This is a genomic window from Rufibacter psychrotolerans, from assembly GCF_016924645.1.
GTDB classification, from domain to species: domain Bacteria; phylum Bacteroidota; class Bacteroidia; order Cytophagales; family Hymenobacteraceae; genus Nibribacter; species Nibribacter psychrotolerans.
On the sequence record NZ_JAFFJV010000001.1, the window covers coordinates 1 to 21,104 of the forward strand.

The window sequence follows — 21,104 nt, forward strand, 5'->3', positions numbered from 1 at the left end:
CTGGAAGAGATGGTGCTCCGCAACGTGGAGAAGGGCCGGCTGGGCTTCTCCACGGACCTTTCCGCGGCCATCAAGGGCTGCGACGCGGCCTTCATCGCGGTGGGCACGCCCCCCGGGGAGGACGGCTCGGCGGACCTGAAGTACGTCTTGGGCGTGGCCCGGGAGATCGGCCAGCACATGGACGACTACCTGGTGGTGGTGACCAAGAGCACCGTGCCGGTGGGCACCGCCAATAAGGTGAAGAACGCCGTGGCCGAGGAGCTGGCGAGGCGGGGCTCCGGCCTCCCGTTCGACGTGGCCTCGAACCCCGAGTTCCTGAAGGAGGGCGCCGCGATCGACGACTTCCTGAAACCGGACCGGATCGTGATCGGGGTGGAGAGCGAGCGGGCCGAGGAGGTGATGCGCAAGCTCTACAAGCCGTTCCTGTTGAACGGGCACCCGATCATCTTCATGGACGTTCCGAGCGCGGAGATGACCAAGTACGCGGCCAACGCCATGCTGGCCACCAAGATCAGTTTCATGAACGACATCGCCAACCTGTGCGAGATCATGGGCGCGGACGTGAACATGGTGCGCCGGGGCATCGGAAGCGATTCCCGCATCGGCAACAAGTTCATCTACCCGGGCATCGGATACGGCGGCTCCTGCTTCCCCAAGGACGTGAAGGCGCTGATCAAGACGGCCGAGGAGAACGGCTACTCCATGCAGATCCTCAAGGCGGTGGAATCTGTGAACGAGAACCAGAAGGAGGTGCTCTTCAACAAGGTGATGAAGCACTTCAATGGGGAGCTGGCCGGCAGGACCTTTGCTTTGTGGGGCCTCTCGTTCAAGCCCAAGACCGACGACATGCGCGAGGCCCCCTCGCTGGTGATCATCGAGAAGCTCCTGGCCGAGGGCGCCTCCGTGGTGGCCTACGACCCGGTGGCCATCAGGGAGGCCCGGCACATGATCGGGGAGAACGAGCGGGTGAAGTACGCCAAAGATGAATATGAAGCCTTGATCGACGCCGACGCGCTGCTGGTGGTGACCGAGTGGCCCGAGTTCCGCTCGCCCAACTTCCAGGTCATCGGCAAGTTGCTCAAGAACAGGGTCATCATCGACGGCCGCAACATCTACGAGGCCAGGGAGCTGCAGGAGCTGGGCTTCTGCTACTACGGCATCGGGGTGCAGGAGGTGCTGCCCGCCGTCGAGACCACCAACTAAAAGAGAAAGAAGACACCATAACAGACGCTACATTTGGCTTGCAATGGCAAAAACGGATAGAAAACGCGTGTTGATCACCGGGGCGGCCGGTTTCCTGGGCTCGCACCTGTGCGACCGCTTCATAGGGGAGGGCTACCACGTGATCGGGATGGACAACCTGATCACGGGTGACCTGAGGAACATCGAGCACCTGTTCAAGCTGGGGCAGTTCGAGTTCTACCACCACGACGTGTCCAAGTACGTGCACGTGCCGGGCGAGTTGGACTACATCCTGCACTTCGCCTCGCCGGCCTCGCCCATCGACTACCTCAAGATCCCGATCCAGACCCTCAAGGTCGGGTCCCTGGGCACGCACAACCTGCTGGGGCTGGCCAAGGCCAAGGGCGCGCGGATCCTGATCGCCTCCACCTCGGAGGTGTACGGCGACCCGGAGGTGCACCCGCAGACGGAGGAGTACTGGGGGAACGTGAACCCGGTGGGCCCGCGGGGCTGCTACGACGAGGCCAAGCGCTTCCAGGAGGCCATCACCATGGCCTACCACCACCACCACGGCCTGGAGACGCGCATCGTCAGGATCTTCAACACCTATGGCCCCCGGATGCGCCTCAACGACGGGCGCGTGCTGCCCGCCTTCATGGGCCAGGCGCTTAGGGGCGAGGAGCTGAGTATCTTCGGGGACGGCTCCCAGACGCGCTCCTTCTGCTACGTGGACGACCTGGTGGAGGGAATCTACCGGCTCTTGCTGAGCGACTACGCCCTGCCGGTGAACATCGGCAACCCGAGTGAGGTGACCATCCGGGAGTTCGCCGAGGAGATCTGCAAATTAACTGGGGTGGAGCTCAAACTGGGCTACCAGCCCCTGCCCGAGAACGACCCGCAGAGGAGAAGACCCGACATCGCCAAGGCCAAGGCCATCCTGGGCTGGGAGCCGAGGGTGTCAAGGGAGGAAGGGCTCAGGAGGACCCTGGAGTACTTCAGAGAGCACATCGAAGTCGCCGAGGTAGAGCACCGCGTGTTCTGAGGGTAATTAGCCTAGAATGCTAAACAAGAAGGCTTGCTGCAATCTGTAGCAAGCCTTCTTGTTTTCAAATTGTAATACCTCCTTTGCCTTTTTATTGCCCTATGCTCAAGGCCGCTCTTTTTGACTAACCTTACTGAGATACGCATGGGCTTTGTTTTAGAAGATTGGCAAACTCTTCCCCTCAGCGCCTTCGGTTTGAAATGCCTGGCCTTAAATATCCGCTCATATCAACTTGAAGGTTAGGGCGCAGTTACTCTTTGCGCAGGTTCTGTTTTGGGCTGATTTTCGTAAAATCGGCACTGAAACAGAAGTACAGAGGGGATAGAAAAGAATAAGGTATCCTGTCCCTGTGTCCTTGTTTTGGATGTCTGTAACTGTCATGCAGTCCTCGCCAAGCAGCGAAATACCAGATGAGGGCTGCTTTGTTCCTTCAGTAAATAAGTTGGTTATTGTGAGTAGGTGCGCAGTTTAGTTTTATGATTTTCTATAAATATTATGTGCTAATAGTCTAATTAGCGGGATCAGGTGTTTGGATGATAAGTGCTTATTGAATAGTTGATTATGTGTGATTGTGAAGTAGCGGGTAAGCGGTGTGGTTTGATTAAATCATATTCGTAAGAATTATGTAAAAACCATTTCGCAGATATGTCGTACCTTTGCGGCAATATGTGCGGTATATCAGGAATCTACGCTTTTACTCAGGAAGGCCAATCGGCCATTCAACGTTTATCAGACTCAACTGACGCGCTTCAGCTACGAGGACCCGACTCCGGGGGGCATTTCACCCATGGCGCGGTAGGATTAGGGCATCGGCGCTTATCCATCATTGACGTGAGCGAGGTGGCATGTCAGCCGATGCACACCGAAAATGAACGCTATACCATCGTGTTCAATGGCGAAATTTTCAACTATCAGGAGCTGAAAAAACAGCTTCTGGATAAAGGTTATACCTTCTTCTCGCAATCTGATACCGAGGTTCTCCTGAAGTACTACATTGAAGAAGGCCCTTCTTTCCTGAAAAAACTGAACGGCTTCTTTGCCTTCGCCATCTATGACAAGGAGAAAGAATCCTTGTTTGTAGCCCGGGACCGCTACGGGGTAAAACCGCTCCTGATGTATCAGGATGAAGACAAACTGGTATTTGCCTCGGAAATGAAGTCCTTGCTGGCTTTCGGGATTCCCCGTAAGCTGGACTATGTCTCTTTGTATGAATACCTCCAGTTAAACTACATTCCGGCCCCGGCCTCTATTTTTAAGGGAGTTAAGAAACTCATGCCTGGCCATTACCTGATGATTTCCAAGAATGGCAAGGTTGAGAATAACCGCTGGTACAAAATCCCATACGACGAGAAAAAAGTTAAGAAAAACGATCTCTCGTATGAGGCACAACAGAAAAAATTGGTTGACCTGATGGATGGTGCCGTGCAGCGCCGCATGATCGCCGATGTTCCTTTAGGAGCTTTCCTGAGCGGGGGTATCGACTCTTCCGTGATTGTGGCCTTGGCTTCCCGGCATACAGATCATTTGAATACCTTTTCCATTGGCTACAAAGACGAGCCTTTCTTTGACGAAACTCGGTATGCAAAACTGGTAGCCGACCGTTACAAGACCAATCATACCGTTTTCTCGCTTACCAACAATGATCTATATGAGCATCTGTTCCGGGCGCTCGATTACATAGACGAGCCCTTCGCCGATTCCTCTGCCTTGGCGGTAAATATCCTCAGCCACTACACCCGCCAAAAAGTAACCGTAGCCTTGTCAGGCGATGGGGCCGATGAACTTTTTGCCGGCTACAACAAGCACATGGCCGAGTACAAGGTTCGCAAAGGAGGTTTTGTAGCCGAAACAGTAGCAGCCTTGTTGCCCGTTTGGGAAATGATGCCAAAGTCGCGTAACTCCGCTTTAGGGAACCGTATCCGTCAGTTCCAGCGCTTTGGCGAGGGTATGAACCTTTCGGCCAAAGACCGTTACTGGCGCTGGGCCTCGTTTGCCACCGAAGAAGACGCCAAGTCTTTGCTCAGCGGCAAAGCGAGGCGTATTCTTTCCAAGAACATCTACAAAAAACGCCGTCAGAAGATTTTAAGCCACCTTTCCCAAAAAGGGGACATAAACGAGGTACTGTACACAGACATGCAGTTGGTCCTGCCAAATGACATGCTCACCAAGGTGGATCTGATGTCCATGGCCAATAGCCTGGAAGTACGCACCCCCTTCCTGGATTACAAGGTGGTGAACTTTGCTTTCTCCCTGCCGGAGTCTTCCAAGATTGACGGCGGCATGAAGAAGAAGATTGTGCAGGATGCTTTCAGAAGCATGTTGCCCGCCGAGCTTTACAAACGGCCCAAGCACGGTTTTGAGGTTCCTTTGCTGAAATGGTTCCAAAACGAGCTTCGGCCCATGATCATGGACGATCTTCTGTCAGATGCCTTCATTGAGGCGCAAGGCGTTTTTAGTGTAAAAGAAATCCAGCGCCTGAAAGCCCAGCTTTTCTCTAAAAATCCAGGAGACATTCACGCCCGCATCTGGGCTTTGGTAGTGTTCCAGCACTGGTGGAAGAAGTGGATGGCTTAGTATCTATTTAATGTATTTGCCGAAAAGAATGTACTGCTGAGTAAGGCTCGAGTAATAACATTATAGTGTTTAATATTAAAATAAGGTGAGTAAATAATGGACAAGAACAATTATGTTCTGATCATGGCTGGAGGTGTAGGAAGTAGATTTTGGCCTAAAAGTCGGAATCATTTTCCTAAGCAGTTTATTGATATTTTAGGTATTGGTAAGTCTTTGCTACAGTTAACGTACGAACGCTTTCTTAAACTTTGCCCTTCTGATAATATCTTTATTGTCACAAATGGTCAGTACAGCCATATTATCCAGGAACAGTTACCAAAGGTTAAGGAAAACAATATTATCTGTGAACCATCACGTAATAATACGGCTCCCTGTATTGCCTATGCCTCTTTTAAAGTGTCAAAACTCAATCCAGATGCCAACATAGTAGTAGCACCTTCAGACCACTTAATTTTGTATGAAGAGGCTTTCTTGGGTAAAGTGCGACAGGCACTTGCTTTCAGTCAACAGCAAGAGGCGCTGGTTACTCTTGGTATTACCCCCACCCGGCCAGATACAGGTTATGGATACATCAATTACCAAACAGTAGATAAAAACGGAGTACATAAGGTAATTCGGTTTAGAGAAAAACCTTCATTAGAGATTGCTAAACAGTTTTTGGCAAGTGGCGATTACCTGTGGAATGCAGGCATCTTCATTTGGAAAGTAGCAACAGTTTTGAAAGCTCTAGAAACTCATTGTATGGAGGTGTATGCCCTTTTTGAAAGCGGTAAACCTTTCTTCAATACTACAAAAGAAGCTCATTGGATTGAAGAAAATTATCCAAAATCACCAAATATCTCCATTGATTATGCGATTATGGAGAAAGCTGAAAACATCTACACTGTGCCGGCTGAGATTGGCTGGTCTGATGTGGGCACATGGGCCTCTTTACATGAGGTTGCGGAGAAGGATGCAGCAAATAATGTGATTTCTGGTCAACAAGTTAATCTTCAAAACACTCAGAACTGCATTATTAACTTACCTGAGAATAAGGTGGCTGTAATAAATGGCCTCCAAGATTATATTATAGTAGATGATGGTTCAGTCTTACTAATTTATCCAAAAGAAAAAGAACAGGAAATTAAGAAAGTTTCTCATGAGGTTAATGTTGCCTTTGGAGGGAAGTTTCTTTAAGGGATAACCAAGTGGTATTCTTTTATCAATGTTAAAATAAGCTTTAAAGTTATTTAACAGATTAATTAAAACATTCTCCCATGAAAATCGCAGTAGTAGGCACGGGTTACGTCGGGTTGGTGACGGGCACGTGCTTCGCCGAGGTGGGCATCGATGTGACGTGCATCGACGTCAATGTAAAAAAGATCGAGGACCTGAGGCAGGGCATCCTGCCCATCTACGAGCCGGGGCTGGAAGAGATGGTGCTCCGCAACGTGGAGAAGGGCCGGCTGGGCTTCTCCACGGACCTTTCCGCGGCCATCAAGGGCTGCGACGCGGCCTTCATCGCGGTGGGCACGCCCCCCGGGGAGGACGGCTCGGCGGACCTGAAGTACGTCTTGGGCGTGGCCCGGGAGATCGGCCAGCACATGGACGACTACCTGGTGGTGGTGACCAAGAGCACCGTGCCGGTGGGCACCGCCAATAAGGTGAAGAACGCCGTGGCCGAGGAGCTGGCGAGGCGGGGCTCCGGCCTCCCGTTCGACGTGGCCTCGAACCCCGAGTTCCTGAAGGAGGGCGCCGCGATCGACGACTTCCTGAAACCGGACCGGATCGTGATCGGGGTGGAGAGCGAGCGGGCCGAGGAGGTGATGCGCAAGCTCTACAAGCCGTTCCTGTTGAACGGGCACCCGATCATCTTCATGGACGTTCCGAGCGCGGAGATGACCAAGTACGCGGCCAACGCCATGCTGGCCACCAAGATCAGTTTCATGAACGACATCGCCAACCTGTGCGAGATCATGGGCGCGGACGTGAACATGGTGCGCCGGGGCATCGGAAGCGATTCCCGCATCGGCAACAAGTTCATCTACCCGGGCATCGGATACGGCGGCTCCTGCTTCCCCAAGGACGTGAAGGCGCTGATCAAGACGGCCGAGGAGAACGGCTACTCCATGCAGATCCTCAAGGCGGTGGAATCTGTGAACGAGAACCAGAAGGAGGTGCTCTTCAACAAGGTGATGAAGCACTTCAATGGGGAGCTGGCCGGCAGGACCTTTGCTTTGTGGGGCCTCTCGTTCAAGCCCAAGACCGACGACATGCGCGAGGCCCCCTCGCTGGTGATCATCGAGAAGCTCCTGGCCGAGGGCGCCTCCGTGGTGGCCTACGACCCGGTGGCCATCAGGGAGGCCCGGCACATGATCGGGGAGAACGAGCGGGTGAAGTACGCCAAAGATGAATATGAAGCCTTGATCGACGCCGACGCGCTGCTGGTGGTGACCGAGTGGCCCGAGTTCCGCTCGCCCAACTTCCAGGTCATCGGCAAGTTGCTCAAGAACAGGGTCATCATCGACGGCCGCAACATCTACGAGGCCAGGGAGCTGCAGGAGCTGGGCTTCTGCTACTACGGCATCGGGGTGCAGGAGGTGCTGCCCGCCGTCGAGACCACCAACTAAAAGAGAAAGAAGACACCATAACAGACGCTACATTTGGCTTGCAATGGCAAAAACGGATAGAAAACGCGTGTTGATCACCGGGGCGGCCGGTTTCCTGGGCTCGCACCTGTGCGACCGCTTCATAGGGGAGGGCTACCACGTGATCGGGATGGACAACCTGATCACGGGTGACCTGAGGAACATCGAGCACCTGTTCAAGCTGGGGCAGTTCGAGTTCTACCACCACGACGTGTCCAAGTACGTGCACGTGCCGGGCGAGTTGGACTACATCCTGCACTTCGCCTCGCCGGCCTCGCCCATCGACTACCTCAAGATCCCGATCCAGACCCTCAAGGTCGGGTCCCTGGGCACGCACAACCTGCTGGGGCTGGCCAAGGCCAAGGGCGCGCGGATCCTGATCGCCTCCACCTCGGAGGTGTACGGCGACCCGGAGGTGCACCCGCAGACGGAGGAGTACTGGGGGAACGTGAACCCGGTGGGCCCGCGGGGCTGCTACGACGAGGCCAAGCGCTTCCAGGAGGCCATCACCATGGCCTACCACCACCACCACGGCCTGGAGACGCGCATCGTCAGGATCTTCAACACCTATGGCCCCCGGATGCGCCTCAACGACGGGCGCGTGCTGCCCGCCTTCATGGGCCAGGCGCTTAGGGGCGAGGAGCTGAGTATCTTCGGGGACGGCTCCCAGACGCGCTCCTTCTGCTACGTGGACGACCTGGTGGAGGGAATCTACCGGCTCTTGCTGAGCGACTACGCCCTGCCGGTCAACATCGGCAACCCCTCGGAGGTCACTATCAAGGAGTTCGCCGAGGAGATCTGCAAGCTCACTGGGGTGGAGCTCAAACTGGGCTACCAGCCCCTGCCCGAGAACGACCCGCAGAGGAGAAGACCCGACATCACCAAGGCCAAGGCCATCCTGGGCTGGGAACCCAGGGTGTCAAGGGAGGAGGGGCTGAAGAGAACGTTAGAGTACTTCCGGGAGAACCTGGAAATAGCCGAGGTGGGACACCGCATGTTCTGAGGCAAGAGTTTTTTGCATTGATAATGCAATGTGCAATTGTGAAGGAGAACAAGAGTAAGTAAGTAGATAAACAGGAAAACACTTTGTTATTTGTACGTGTATACTAATAATATTATTAAAGTATGGAAAAGTAGGCTATCACAAAAGGGATCGTTTGCTCAAAATTTAGCAGTTACTTTCTCTGGGTCTGCTTTAGTGACTCTGATTGGGTTTGTATTAACTCCTATTTTGGGTAGAATATATCCACCAGAAGAATATGGAGTATTTTCTGTTGTAAGCTCGATACTAAGTAACATCACAGTTTTCTCAAGCTTAACCTATATAGGTGCATTTCTTTTAGAAAAAAAAGAAAAAAATTTTATAGCTCTTGTTCAGCTGACAATTTTGCTGAATGTTCTCGTGTGTGGACTTTTATTGATTACAATACTTCTGTTTAATGTTTCAATAAGTGTATTCTTTAAAATTGAGGTTATTAGGAATTGGATATTTGTAATTCCTGTATTGCTTTTGCTTTCAAATCTTAATAGTGTATTTAGTAATTGGTTATTGAAAGAAAAAGAGTTCAAGGGAAGATCAAGTGTAGAAGTTGGAGGGAGTATAATAGGAAGGATGGGGGCAATTGGTTGGGGTATAGGAATTCAGAACAATTTTACTGGCCTATTAATTGGTGATTTAATTTTCAAATTGTTTTGTTTTTTTGGCTTTTTGAAGGCAGGGTTGTATAAAAAGATAAGTTTAATACATGTATATGTGTCTTGGAAAAGAATTAAACATGTAATGATGAAATACAAGGAATTTCCTTTGTATCAACTGCCCACTAGTTATGTGACAATACTTTCCATTCAAGTTCCAATATTTGTGTTTGCCTCATCTTTTGGGGTGGAAAGTGTTGGGCTTTATTCGTTTTCAATAAACTTAATGGATATACCATTGAATATTTTAGGTCGATCGATAGCTCCAGTCTTTTTTCAAAAAGCAACCGAATTGTATGAAGTTGATAAGTTGAAGTTGCAAAGCCTAACTTTGTCAATATATAATAAAATGTTGTATTTGGGTTTAATTCCTTTTTCAATAATTACAGTTTTTGGAGATGTAATTTTTAAATATGTTTTTGGTGAAGCATGGGAAGTTGCGGGTTTATTTACTTCATTTTTGGGTTATTCCTATATCTTTAAGTTGACGACTACTTCAATTTCAGCTATATTTACAATTTATAAAAAACAAAAACTAGAGTTTATTTGTAATTTAGTAGGCTTGATTTTAAGAAGTGTGTCATTATTGATAGGGGTTTATATGAACGATTTAAGGCTATGTGTATTAGCCTTTGGTATATCAAGTTTTATTGTGTATTTTATAATTAATATGCAAATGTTTAGGGTGATGGGTTTGCGTGTGTTAAAGCATGTAATAAAATCTTTTCTTTTAATAATAAGTTCTTTTGTGTTTTTTTGGGGAATGCGTTACTTGTTAGAAGGATATATTAGTTCTAATTAAGTATTCTTAATTAATTTACTGTTAAAAATGAGAAAAGTCTTATCGTCTAAAACATCTAATTTAATTAGGTATAAATCGCTACCTTGGTTGCAGAGAAAAATTTCTGAATTATCTCGTTATGCATACACAAATATTGGTGAAAGTATAAATGGAAAATTTGCGCCAAAAGTTTTGATGCTGGTGCCAATAGAATCAATTGATTTTTATGTTCAAGGTCGTTATGAATATGCCTTAAATATAAAAATGCATAATATCTATTATCAGTTTCTAGCAATATTAAAACAATTTGTTGATCGAGGATTTGTGGTGGATTGTATAGAAAAGGATAAAATATCAACAGAATTTGATACAGCAAAATACAGTATTATATTAGATGAAGGTGATTCTTTAGCTTATCTACCTAAATTAGAAAACCAAAAAAAAATTTTCTATTGCACTGGAACAAAATGGAATAGTTGGAATGAAGGGGAACTGCGTAGAGTAAATTGGTTCTATGATTCTTATGGCTTAAGAGTCAAGCCTGTTAGGCAAGTGAAGCCAAATTTTTCTGACGAAGCAGCTGATTTTATTCTCTATAAAGGTGTTCCTGAACAAATGAGCGAATTCTCTAAAAATGCTGAACTTGTTCAATTAGCTATGCCAATTGAGTATGAGCCCAGCGAAATCTATAGAGATTATTCGGTAAGAGACTTTATATGGATAGGGGGATGGGGTGCTGTGCATAAAGGCCTGGATATTGTAATAGATGCTTTTGAAAAAATGCCTGAATTTAATCTTCATCTTTTTGGATCCATAGAGAAAGAATCTACTGTATACAGTTGGATGGAAACCAAATTGAAGGCAAATAAAAATATTCAGTACCATGGATATGCAGATTATAAGAGTTCTGCTTTTAAAAAGATTATTTCTACTTGCGTAGGGCATGTTTATCCAAGTGCAGGTGAAAATGGTTGTGCTACATTAGCGCAAACAGCGCATTATGGACTCATCCCAATAACTACAAAAGAGGCAAATAATCAAGCTAATTTCTTAGGCTTCACTATTGAAGGGGATACTCGAGAAGAGTTAGTAGAAAGTGTAGTTGAAAATGTTAAAACGGTAATTAGTAAACCTGATAGGGTAATTAGGGAATCTTCTGATGAAATAATGAACTTCGCAAAGCAGGTTTTTACTCGTGATGCTTTTTTGACTTCATTCAATTTATTTCTAACAGAGAATAAACTTATAAATTGAGGATGCGGTACCAGATCTAGTGTTTATTAAATGATTAAAGATGAATTGCATAAGTGAACTTGCAAGAACAGATATTGCTGTTATTATCATTGTTCATCGTTTAACAACCCTGCATGATTGTAATTAAATATATGAGTTACAAAGTGGAGATATAGCTTCTGTATACAGTTATAAAGAAGTTATTAGTAGATTACATTAGACCAGTTTGTGCTTGATTTGTATTAAATCGATGATAAAAAGAATAAATCAGATTTTAAAAACAGGAGAGTCTATTTGTAGAAGGCTTCCTGTTAATTTGGTGCCTGAAGATATTTGGTTGTTTTCTGCTGATCGCCAGCTTATTGTTGATCAAGTTCCATTACTAGAGTACGAAAATGTAAATGTTACTCCTGAGAGTATTGTATGGAATGGGTTGCAGATAGATAAGAATTTGCTTATACATCCCCACCATACAGGAATGTATAATTGGAAATATTGCCTTTCCAATATGATAAAACGAACTCGTGTCAAGTTGCCTGATGATAACTATTTTTTATGTACAGATTATTGGGCTGCTAATTACTACCATTGGATGGGAGATGCTTTACCCAGGATCTTCTTAGTAAAAGATTTTCTTCCGAGAGGTGTGCTCTTGCTTCCAGGCCAATATAAAGCACCTTTTTTTAGGGAGACACTCAATTCATTTAAAATCAAAGAGGTTAAAACCATACCTGTAAAACAGTACTTTTCTGTTCCTCGTTTATATACACCACCACAACCTGTTATATGCGGACAGCAGTATTCATCTCTTACTGCTGAATTAAGAAATCATTTAGTGGCATATTTTAAACCAAAGTTTACAGGTAAACATAAATATAAAAATGTTTACATAAGTAGAAGAAAAGCCGCTTACCGTTGGGTGCTGAATGAAGATCAAGTTTCTAATATGCTTGCATCACTTGGTTTTAAAGTTTTGTGTTTTGAAGATTTTTCACTTCATGAACAAGTTGAAATAGCTTACAATGCAGAGAATTTAGTTTCTGCGCATGGGGCTAACCTTACTAATCTTTTTTACATGCAGCCTGGTACAAATGTGCTTGAGTTTCGGAAATCAATAGAGCACTCTGGGAATAATTCTTTTTGGATAATGGCAGATTCAATTGATGTAAATTATTATTATCTGAACTGTGACTATATAGATCGGAGAAAAGGCAATTACTTTGATCTTACAGTTGACTTAAATGAATTGGAAAAGGTACTCCACCAAATGGGAGCTTTAGTATAAATAAATTCAATCATAACTTTTTCGTTTTTCAATGAGGGATATTCCAATATTTAACACTTTTATTCATCCTAGTGCGCAGAGCCGGGTTGATAGTGTTTTGTCTTCTACCTTTTTAAGTGAAGGTAAGTTGGTAAAAGAGTTTGAAAGTAAACTAAATTCTGATCTTGGATTTGTTAATCCCTTAGCCCTAAATAGTGGTACCAGTGCGCTTCACTTAGCTGTTGTATTAGCTGGGGTTAAACCTGGTGACGAGGTTATTTGTCCTGCACAGACTTTCGTTGCAACTGCATTGGTTATTTGTCAGGAGAAAGCAATTCCCGTATTTGCTGATATCAAATACGAGGATGGGAATATAGATCCAAAATCTATAGAGGAAAAGGTTACTTCCAAGACAAAGGCCATCATTGCAGTACATTGGGGTGGTAATCCGTGTGATATGGACGAAATACATGCTATTGCTAAAAGATACAACCTGGTTGTAATTGAAGACGCTGCCCATGCTCCTGGAGCCACGTATAAGAGTCGACCTGTTGGTTCCATCTCGGATTTTACCTGTTTTTCTTTTCAGGCCATCAAACACATTACTACTGGTGACGGGGGGGCCATTTGTTGTAAAGATGATAAAGTGGCAATGGAAGCCTTAAAGCGTAGGTGGTTTGGTATCAATAGAGCCAATTCTCCCTTATCCATTTTGGGGGAAAGAATCTATGATATCACAGATGTGGGGTATAAGTATCATCTGAATGACTACGGTGCAGCTTTGGGGCTTGCTAATCTAGAAGGGTTCAAAGACAGACTCGCTTATAGAAGAAAGCTTGTTCAGATATACCGGCAGGAATTAAGCCAGGTTAGTGGCCTTAACCTTTTCAAAGAATCTAATGACCGGGAAAGTGCCCATTGGCTGTTCGGCTTTCATGTGGAAAAAAGGGAGGAGTTTATTTTAACCTTAAAATCTAAAGGGATTGCTGCCTCGGTCGTGCATGATGGCATTGATCACAATTCGCTCTTCGGAGGTACCCGGCAAGATCTGGTAAATCAGCTTAGGTTTAATGAAACGCAAATTCACATTCCCATTCATGACGGCATGAATGAAGAAGATGTAGAATATATCGTGAATTGTATCAAGCAGGGCTGGTGATATTTGGTGCCTGGCGCTTTATTATGCGACAACTCCAGCCAATGCTAAAAGTGTTTTTCCGGGCCTTAATCCGGTTCTGATCGGGTAGGGTTTAGAATAGATGAGTTGCTTTAAATCCATTGGGGAATATTTAAAGTGCCTCTTTTTTAGTTTTCATCCTTTCGAATTTTTTTCTGGGGCTTTAAAAGAAATGTTTGCAGGTCCTTACACCAGTAAGTAAGTTTAAAATAGGTTTACTAATCAATCAAAACATGAAAATTGCATTATTGGGCGGAAATGGGTTTGTAGGGAGAAATATTGCTGAAGTTCTGACCGAGAATAATATTGATTTCGCGGTAGCGTCCTTTTCGTCTGGAGTAGATTTGCGGGATAAAAGCCATGCAACCACTTTTTTGGATCAAGTACAACCCGATTTTATTATCAATTGTGCCGCCCATGTGGGTAGTCTGAACTATGTAACCGAAAAGGCTGCCGATGTCATTGCCGATAACTGCCGCATGATCCTGGGCATGTATGAAGCCGTAGCCGAGGTATGTCCCCGGGCGGTAGTAATTAACCCAATTGCCAATTGTGCGTATCCTGCTTCGGCTAACATCTTCCGAGAGGAAGAATGGTGGAATGGTCACCTGCATCGGTCGGTGCTATCTTATGGCGCCAGCCGGCGGATGCTGTGGGCCGTGGGCGAGTGCTTTCAAATGCAGCATGGCTTGAAAAGCCTGCATTTGCTGGTTCCCAATATGTACGGTCCCCACGACTCAACAGATCCTAATAAAGCACATGCGCTGAATGCTTTAATTTCAAAGTTTGTGAAAGCCGAAAAACAAGCCCAGGATGAAGTGGTGATCTGGGGTACGGGGGTGGCTATTCGGGAGTGGCTGTATGCGAAAGACTTTGGCCGCATTGTTTTGGAAATACTTCAGAACCCTTCGGTCTTGGATGGCAGTCATTCGCCGCTCAATGTGGCGCAGAATTCTGGGTTGAGCGTAAAAGAACTGGTGGAGATTATTAGTAGTAGCTTCAATTTCAGCGGAAATATCAAGTGGGATACCTCCAAGCCCGACGGTGCCCCGAAAAAGGTGATGGATGATGAGAACTTCCGCCATGTGTTTCCCGGTTTCCGGTTTACCCCGTTCGAGACCGGCATCGCCAATACGATCAAATACTACGAGTCCGTTTATCCATACTAAGACCAAAGTTAATGGGAGAGTTAGATCCTAATCAGTTTGACAAATCTCTGTTGAACTCAGTCGGCGAGGATGTTTTTATCAGCAATAAGGTTGAAATCCGACGGCCGCACTTAGTTAGAGTGGGCAGCCATGTGGCGATCGACTCGGGCGTCTATATCACCACGGCTGCCGAAATCGGCGACTATACCCATCTTTCCCCCTATATCACGGTGATTGGCGGGGCTAACAGCAAACTTGTTGTCGGTGATTTCGTTACCATCGCCGCGGGCAGCCGCATCATCTGCGGCAGCGATAAATTCATGGGCGAAGGCTTTACCAGCGTCACCGTGCCGGATGAATACCGTGATGAGGTGGTCTTCACCACTGTCACGTTAAATAAGTTTGCCGGCGTGGGTACCAATGCGGTGATCATGCCGGGGGTAACTATTGGGGAGGGCAGCGTGATCGGCGCCTGCTCGCTGGTAACCAAGGATACGGAACCCTGGACGATTTATATGGGCGTTCCGGCCCAGCCGGTCAAGATACGACCTAAAGAAAAGATGCTTCAGTACGCCCGGGCTTTAGGATATTTATAGCAAGAATGGAGAACAGTATTAAGATATCATACATTTTAACCACTTTCAATAAATTACCTTATTTGAAAGAGGTAGTTTCGCGGTTGTTGAGTAATATCCGGGACGATGAAGAATTTATTGTTGTGGATGGAGGCAGTAAAGATGGCACCCGGGAGTACCTGCAGGATTTGTACCAGCAGGGTTTGATACATCAGTTTGTCTCGGAGCCGGATAAAGGAGAAGCCCATGGTTTCAACAAGGGGATGCTCATGGCCAGGGGCGAACTCGTCAAAGTGATCACCGATGATGATGCATTTTATTATCCGGTAATCCGGGCCTGTAAAGAGTATATGCTGGCCCATCCGGAGGTGGATGTGATGTCGGCTCAGACCGGCTTGGTGAATCTGGAAGATTTAAGCAGCATTAGCCTTTACGATGATTGTTACGCTAACTTTATGCGCTGGATGGAAACAGGGCAGCCCGGTTGGTTTATTGGTCTGCCCCTGCTGATCCGGAAAAAATCTCTGGCTTTGACGGGGCTGTTCCATACGGGCGTAGTTCAGGTTGATACTGATTTCTCTTTGCGGATCACCAGTTTTAAGGTCAATATTGCCTGGTGTACCGGTCTGAGTGCCATCCGCATCGAAAACCCCCAGAGTAACTTCCGTAATCTCAAGCAGCAGAACGCCAGCCAATCCGAATACATCCGGATGCTGTTTTTCTACGACAAAAACATTTATGGATCTTTAAGGAAGAATTTAAAGTACCAGACCAACCTGGAAGAATACATCAAGAAACCCCTGCGTCCGCTGAAGAACCTGATCTTAAAGCTGACGGGCCATGCTACGCCACCTGAGAAAAGAACTTTTGCGCTCAACCAGGTGTCTGACCCTAAACCTTCAATTGAAAATGCCTTTTTAGCCAGTGACCGTTTCTTTAACGAGTTCAACGGCAGCAATGAGCTGAAATTTCTAACTAGGAATAAAGCCTAGGTTTATTTTGTATTTAGCAAAAAAAGTAGAACAATAAATATTTTACAATATAATGAAAGTAGCTTTAATTACTGGTATAACTGGTCAGGATGGAGCCTATTTAGCTGAATTGCTATTAGATAAAGGTTATGAAGTTCATGGAATAAAGAGACGTAGTTCTTTGTTTAACACAGATAGGATAGACCATTTGCGCCACGATGGAACTGAACTGAATTCAAGGTTTATTAATCATTTTGGCGATTTAACTGATTCTACGAATCTAATAAGGGTTATCCAGCAGGTCCAACCAGATGAGATTTACAATCTTGGGGCTATGTCCCATGTTAAGGTAAGTTTTGAGACGCCGGAATATACAGCCAATGCTGACGGGATTGGTACCCTAAGAATTTTAGAAGCCGTTCGTCTTCTCGGGTTAACCAAAAAGACTAAAATATATCAAGCCTCAACTTCTGAATTATATGGATTAGTGCAAGCTGTTCCTCAATCAGAGACTACCCCCTTTTACCCGCGCTCACCATATGCAGTGGCAAAGATGTATGCTTATTGGATCACAGTAAATTACAGAGAAGCATATGGTATGTTTGCGTGCAATGGAATTCTTTTCAACCATGAGTCCCCTTTGAGAGGTGAGACCTTTGTTACTCGTAAAATTACTAGAGGAATATCTAAAATGGTTTTAGGACTTGAAGATAAAATCTTGTTAGGTAATTTAGATGCTAAACGGGATTGGGGACATGCTAAGGATTATGTAGAAGCTATGTGGCGCATACTTCAACAGGATACACCTGAAGACTTTGTAATTGCCACAGGAGTGACCACTACTGTGCGTGATTTCGTTAAAATGGCGTTTGAGGAAGTTGGAATTACTGTTGGTTTTGAAGGTGAAGGTGTTAATGAAGTTGCTAAAGTAGTTGCTTGTGACAACCCTGAGTATCAATTGCCAATTGGGAAAGAAGTTGTAGCTGTAGATCCAGTTTACTTCCGTCCAACAGAAGTAGATCTACTTATTGGTGATCCAACCAAATCAAAGGAAAAACTTGGCTGGACACCTAAGTATGATTTGTCTGCTTTGGTGAGAGATATGATGCAAGCCGACTTAGAATTATTTAAGAGAGATGCTTATTTACTTCAGGGCGGGCACAAAGTGGTAAATTATCACGAGTAAACTTCTAATAATTGGTGCATTAAGATGCTATTTAGCATCTTAATGCACCAATCTTGTTTTAAGGCAGAAACTTTTGCATGATTAATGCTATTCCATTTTTTTCAATAGTAATACCCACCTATAACCGGGCCAACTTAATAACAAATACTTTGCTATCTGTGCTAAACCAAACTTACCAGAATTTTGAAATTATTCTGGTTGATGATGGTTCAAAGGATAATACAAAGGAAGTTGTTCAGACTTTTTCTGATACTAGGTTAAAATATTTCCCTATTCAAAATGGTGAGCGTGGGCGGGCTCGAAACTTCGGGTTTAAAAGAGCTAGGGGGCAGTATGTAGTTTTTTTTGATTCTGATGATTTTATGCTTCCTAATCACTTGGAGGTAATAAAATCAAAAATTCATGAACAGGGTTATCCCAACTTTATTGCGAGTAAATTTCAATTTAATAGAGATGGCAACATTGTAGATAGTGATCTTTCTGGTCTAAAAGAAGGATACTATTCAATTGATTTGTTCCTTCATGGCAATCCTTTGGCGTGTAATTTCACAGTAAAGCGTGATAATGCAGAGTTAAAGCTCTTTGAAGAAGACCGTGCATTTGCTGTGGTTGAGGATTGGATGTTTTTATTAGAAAATTTACGAGCAGATAAGGTCTATATTATAGATAGGGTTACCATTTACATGAACGACCACGAGTCTCGTTCTATGCGAGCAGAATCCAGTTCTTTGATAAGAAAGCTTTTAATGGCTAGAAACTGGGCAGAACGGCACCTGTTGTTGGAAAAGCAGCAGCAAAATATATTGTTTGGAAGCATTTACTATTTGAGTGCCATCCATGCTTATTCAGATGGAAAGAGGGGCGATACCTTCCGACTTCTTCTGAAGGCAGCGAAGTGCCTTTCTCTTCAGCCTAAAATTGTAGTATTAGCTCTCAAGACAATTGTTGGAGAAGCAGCGGTTCAGATGGTGAAGAAAAAGGTTACAAGTTATACCTCTTCCCCACGTTGAAATTTAGATGTTTATGACTATTCTTTTTTTAGGTTATTGGGGGGTAAATGACCCGCTGACAGTTGCAACCATTTTTCCGCATTTAGAAATTCTGGCTTCTTTTCATTCTATCAATAAAATAGTCTTTACTACTATAGAAAGAGAGGGACAGATTCCCAATAGACCAACGTTCTTATTTAAAGGGCACGATAAAATTCACTTTGAGCCATTGATTTCAAGAAGGCTCAATATAAATATTTTAGAAAAAATCAATGATTTTATTGTTTTTCCAAACCAAATAAAAAGAATAATTAACGCTTTCAAGGTAGATAGTGTAATTAGCAGAGGAGCACCAGCAGGAGCTCTTGCTTATCTTGTTTGGAAAGTTACAAAGGTGCCCTTCTTTGTAGAATCTTTTGAGCCCCACGCAGATTATATGCTTGAGTCAGGCGTTTGGAGAAGGTTTGATCCTCGGTATATTTTTCAAAGAGCTTGGGAAGAAAAACAGAAGAAGTATGCTTCTGGTTTAATGCCGGTTGCAGATAATTATAAGAGAAAGCTAATCCAAGAAGGGATCCCCGAGGCACGTATCTACACGGTTCCTGTTGCCGTTCATGCGGAAAGCTTCCAATTTGATAAAGTAGTTCGTGAGCAGAGTCGCAAGCGTTTAGGATTTTCATCACTTCACTTGGTAGGAGTTTATGTGGGTAAATTCGGAGACATCTATTATGACGAAGAGGCATTCCAGATTTTTAAGACTTCTTTTGACTATTTTGGAGACAGTTTCAGGCTTATAATTCTTTCACCTAATCCTAAGGAAAAGTTACTTGAAAAACTTATCGATGCTGATATTGATGTCAACAAAGTATTTATAACTAAATCTGCGCATTCTGATGTCCCCGCTTTTTTGTCAGCCAGCGATTTTGCATTTTCTACTATAAAGCCGGCGGCTAGTCGTATTTATTGCTCACCTACAAAAAATGGAGAGTATTGGGCGAGTGGGTTACCTATTCTCATTACTAACGGGGTAGGAGATGATTCTGACATTATTGAGAGAGAGGGGGGCGGTGCAGTATTCGACTTATCCGTTAAAGGGAGTTTAGCAAATGCATTGCTAAAAATGAGAGAACTACTTAAGAATCCTGACTACAGATCTAAGGTAAGGGAGTTAGCTATTCGTCATCGGAATTTATCTACTACTAAAAAGGCATATCTGTATTTCCTTGGTTGCTATTAGACAGTAATATTAGAAAGCACTAGATAGGTTGAGGAGAATGTAACTGTACAGTGGAATTATTAATATGAAGATCTTATTTGTAGTACCCTATCCAGTAGGAAAGGCCCCTTCACAAAGGTTTAGGTTCGAGCAGTACTTTGACATACTCCTCGAAGCTGGTTATATCTATGATATCGCTCCTTTCTTAGATGATAAAACATGGAGCATTTTATATAAACCTGGTTTTTTGCTTAAGAAGTCAATCGGTATTATTCTTGGCTTTTTTCGAAGATTATTTCTTTTGTTTCAAGTTTCTGATTACGATTTTATATTTATTCACCGGGAAGCTGCTCCAATAGGTCCTCCATGGTTTGAATGGGTAGTTGCGAAAGTATTTAAAAAAAGAGTAATATTTGATTTTGATGATGCAATTTGGATACCTAATACTTCGGAATCTAACAAAATTGTAGCTGGGATAAAATGGCATCAAAAAGTAGACTCTATCTGCAGGTGGGCTTATAAAATAAGTTGTGGTAATGCCTATTTGCGGAGTTATGCCTTGCAATTTAATTCAAGTGTTGTAGTGAATCCTACCACTATAGATACCATCCGCCTCCATAACCGGGTTAAGGAGCAAAATGCATTTAAGGTTGTGATAGGTTGGACCGGTACTCATTCCACTATGAAATATCTTGACCCAATAATACCCATCTTGAAGAACCTAGAAGAAAAGTATGCCTTTGATTTCAAGGTAATTTCAAATCAGCCTCCCTCTTTTACATTAAAATCAATGGTTTTTACTGTTTGGAATAAAGAATCAGAAATCCAAGATTTGTTAAGTTTTAATGTTGGCCTAATGCCATTAGAAGATGATCAATGGGCAAAGGGTAAGTGTGCTTTTAAGGCACTCCAGTACATGGCCTTGGGCATTCCCGCTTTAGTATCTCCTGTGGGCATGAATACGGAGGTCGTGGATGACGGGGTGAACGGTTTTATTTGTTACAAACAAGAGGATTGGTACAGAAGTTTGGAAAAATTAATTGTTGACGCAAATTTAAGAAAGGAACTTGGAGAAGCTGCTAGAGAAAAGATTGAGAGAATCTATGCAGTAACAGCTAACTGGGACAATTTCTTAGCTCTATTTCAATAATTTAACATTAAGTAAATAATTAATATTGTAAATATTGCGTATTTTATTGTGTAGCTTTTGATTCAATTTTAGATCTTTCAGTAAATATAATATTAGTACAAGGTATACAAATAATTTGTTTGCATTATGGATGGAATTATTTAATTAAAGACTGTGAATACTTCATTTTATAATGAATTTAAAATAGGTTTTTGATAAAATGTATTAGATTATATTTTTTTATAAGATTAAGTTACATAAGAACCAAAATATAATTTAAAGATTTATTGCACTTCCAATCTGCAAGAATTATTC

17 protein-coding genes are annotated in these 21,104 nt (G+C 44.4%); all 17 read left to right on the forward strand.

Translation table 11 applies throughout. From position 1 onward, the window contains the following. Positions 1-1,203: UDP-glucose dehydrogenase family protein (locus tag JT718_RS00005; protein ID WP_205499618.1), on the forward strand; the 1,203-nt coding region annotated here is incomplete at its 5' end. A gap of 43 nt (positions 1,204-1,246) precedes the next feature. Then, positions 1,247-2,224 carry a UDP-glucuronic acid decarboxylase family protein gene (locus tag JT718_RS00010; RefSeq protein ID WP_205499619.1) on the forward strand — a complete coding sequence of 326 codons (978 nt, stop codon included), beginning with the start codon at positions 1,247-1,249 and terminating at the stop codon, positions 2,222-2,224. A gap of 666 nt (positions 2,225-2,890) precedes the next feature. Next, on the forward strand, positions 2,891-4,798 hold the full coding sequence (gene asnB, locus JT718_RS00015) for an asparagine synthase (glutamine-hydrolyzing) (protein WP_205500038.1): 1,908 nt from the start codon (positions 2,891-2,893) through the stop codon (positions 4,796-4,798). Between the two features lie 96 nt (positions 4,799-4,894). Continuing rightward, a complete protein-coding gene (locus tag JT718_RS00020) occupies positions 4,895-5,974 on the forward strand; it encodes a mannose-1-phosphate guanylyltransferase (RefSeq protein ID WP_205499620.1) in 1,080 nt (359 codons plus the stop codon). An 80-nt stretch (positions 5,975-6,054) separates the two neighbouring features. Beyond that, positions 6,055-7,407 carry a UDP-glucose dehydrogenase family protein gene (locus tag JT718_RS00025; protein ID WP_205499621.1) on the forward strand — a complete coding sequence of 451 codons (1,353 nt, stop codon included), beginning with the start codon at positions 6,055-6,057 and terminating at the stop codon, positions 7,405-7,407. Positions 7,408-7,450: 43 nt separating this feature from the next. Continuing rightward, positions 7,451-8,428, forward strand: coding sequence for a UDP-glucuronic acid decarboxylase family protein (locus tag JT718_RS00030; protein WP_205499622.1), 978 nt, complete (start codon positions 7,451-7,453; stop codon positions 8,426-8,428). A 96-nt stretch (positions 8,429-8,524) separates the two neighbouring features. Then, the gene (locus JT718_RS00035; RefSeq protein ID WP_205499623.1) at positions 8,525-9,922 is read left to right on the forward strand and encodes a lipopolysaccharide biosynthesis protein; all 1,398 of its coding nucleotides are present in this window, start codon (positions 8,525-8,527) and stop codon (positions 9,920-9,922) included. 27 nt (positions 9,923-9,949) lie between these two features. Further along, positions 9,950-11,155 carry a glycosyltransferase family protein gene (locus tag JT718_RS00040; RefSeq protein ID WP_205499624.1) on the forward strand — a complete coding sequence of 402 codons (1,206 nt, stop codon included), beginning with the start codon at positions 9,950-9,952 and terminating at the stop codon, positions 11,153-11,155. 229 nt (positions 11,156-11,384) lie between these two features. Further along, complete coding sequence (locus JT718_RS00045) at positions 11,385-12,419, forward strand: glycosyltransferase family 61 protein (RefSeq protein WP_205499625.1); 1,035 nt, start codon at positions 11,385-11,387, stop codon at positions 12,417-12,419. Between the two features lie 31 nt (positions 12,420-12,450). Further along, complete coding sequence (locus JT718_RS00050; protein WP_205499626.1) at positions 12,451-13,557, forward strand: DegT/DnrJ/EryC1/StrS family aminotransferase; 1,107 nt, start codon at positions 12,451-12,453, stop codon at positions 13,555-13,557. 251 nt (positions 13,558-13,808) lie between these two features. Next, positions 13,809-14,744, forward strand: coding sequence for an NAD-dependent epimerase/dehydratase family protein (locus tag JT718_RS00055; protein ID WP_205499627.1), 936 nt, complete (start codon positions 13,809-13,811; stop codon positions 14,742-14,744). An 11-nt stretch (positions 14,745-14,755) separates the two neighbouring features. Beyond that, positions 14,756-15,319, forward strand: coding sequence for an acyltransferase (locus JT718_RS00060; protein WP_205499628.1), 564 nt, complete (start codon positions 14,756-14,758; stop codon positions 15,317-15,319). A gap of 5 nt (positions 15,320-15,324) precedes the next feature. Beyond that, complete coding sequence (locus JT718_RS00065; RefSeq protein ID WP_262897303.1) at positions 15,325-16,290, forward strand: glycosyltransferase; 966 nt, start codon at positions 15,325-15,327, stop codon at positions 16,288-16,290. Between the two features lie 52 nt (positions 16,291-16,342). Next, positions 16,343-17,455, forward strand: coding sequence for a GDP-mannose 4,6-dehydratase (gene gmd / locus JT718_RS00070; protein WP_205499630.1), 1,113 nt, complete (start codon positions 16,343-16,345; stop codon positions 17,453-17,455). A gap of 77 nt (positions 17,456-17,532) precedes the next feature. Continuing rightward, a complete protein-coding gene (locus JT718_RS00075; RefSeq protein ID WP_205499631.1) occupies positions 17,533-18,465 on the forward strand; it encodes a glycosyltransferase family 2 protein in 933 nt (310 codons plus the stop codon). Between the two features lie 13 nt (positions 18,466-18,478). Further along, the gene (locus JT718_RS00080; protein WP_205499632.1) at positions 18,479-19,681 is read left to right on the forward strand and encodes a glycosyltransferase family protein; all 1,203 of its coding nucleotides are present in this window, start codon (positions 18,479-18,481) and stop codon (positions 19,679-19,681) included. Between the two features lie 64 nt (positions 19,682-19,745). Next, positions 19,746-20,810, forward strand: a complete 1,065-nt coding sequence (locus tag JT718_RS00085) for a glycosyltransferase (protein WP_205499633.1) — start codon at positions 19,746-19,748, stop codon at positions 20,808-20,810. Positions 20,811-21,104: the final 294 nt, after the last annotated feature.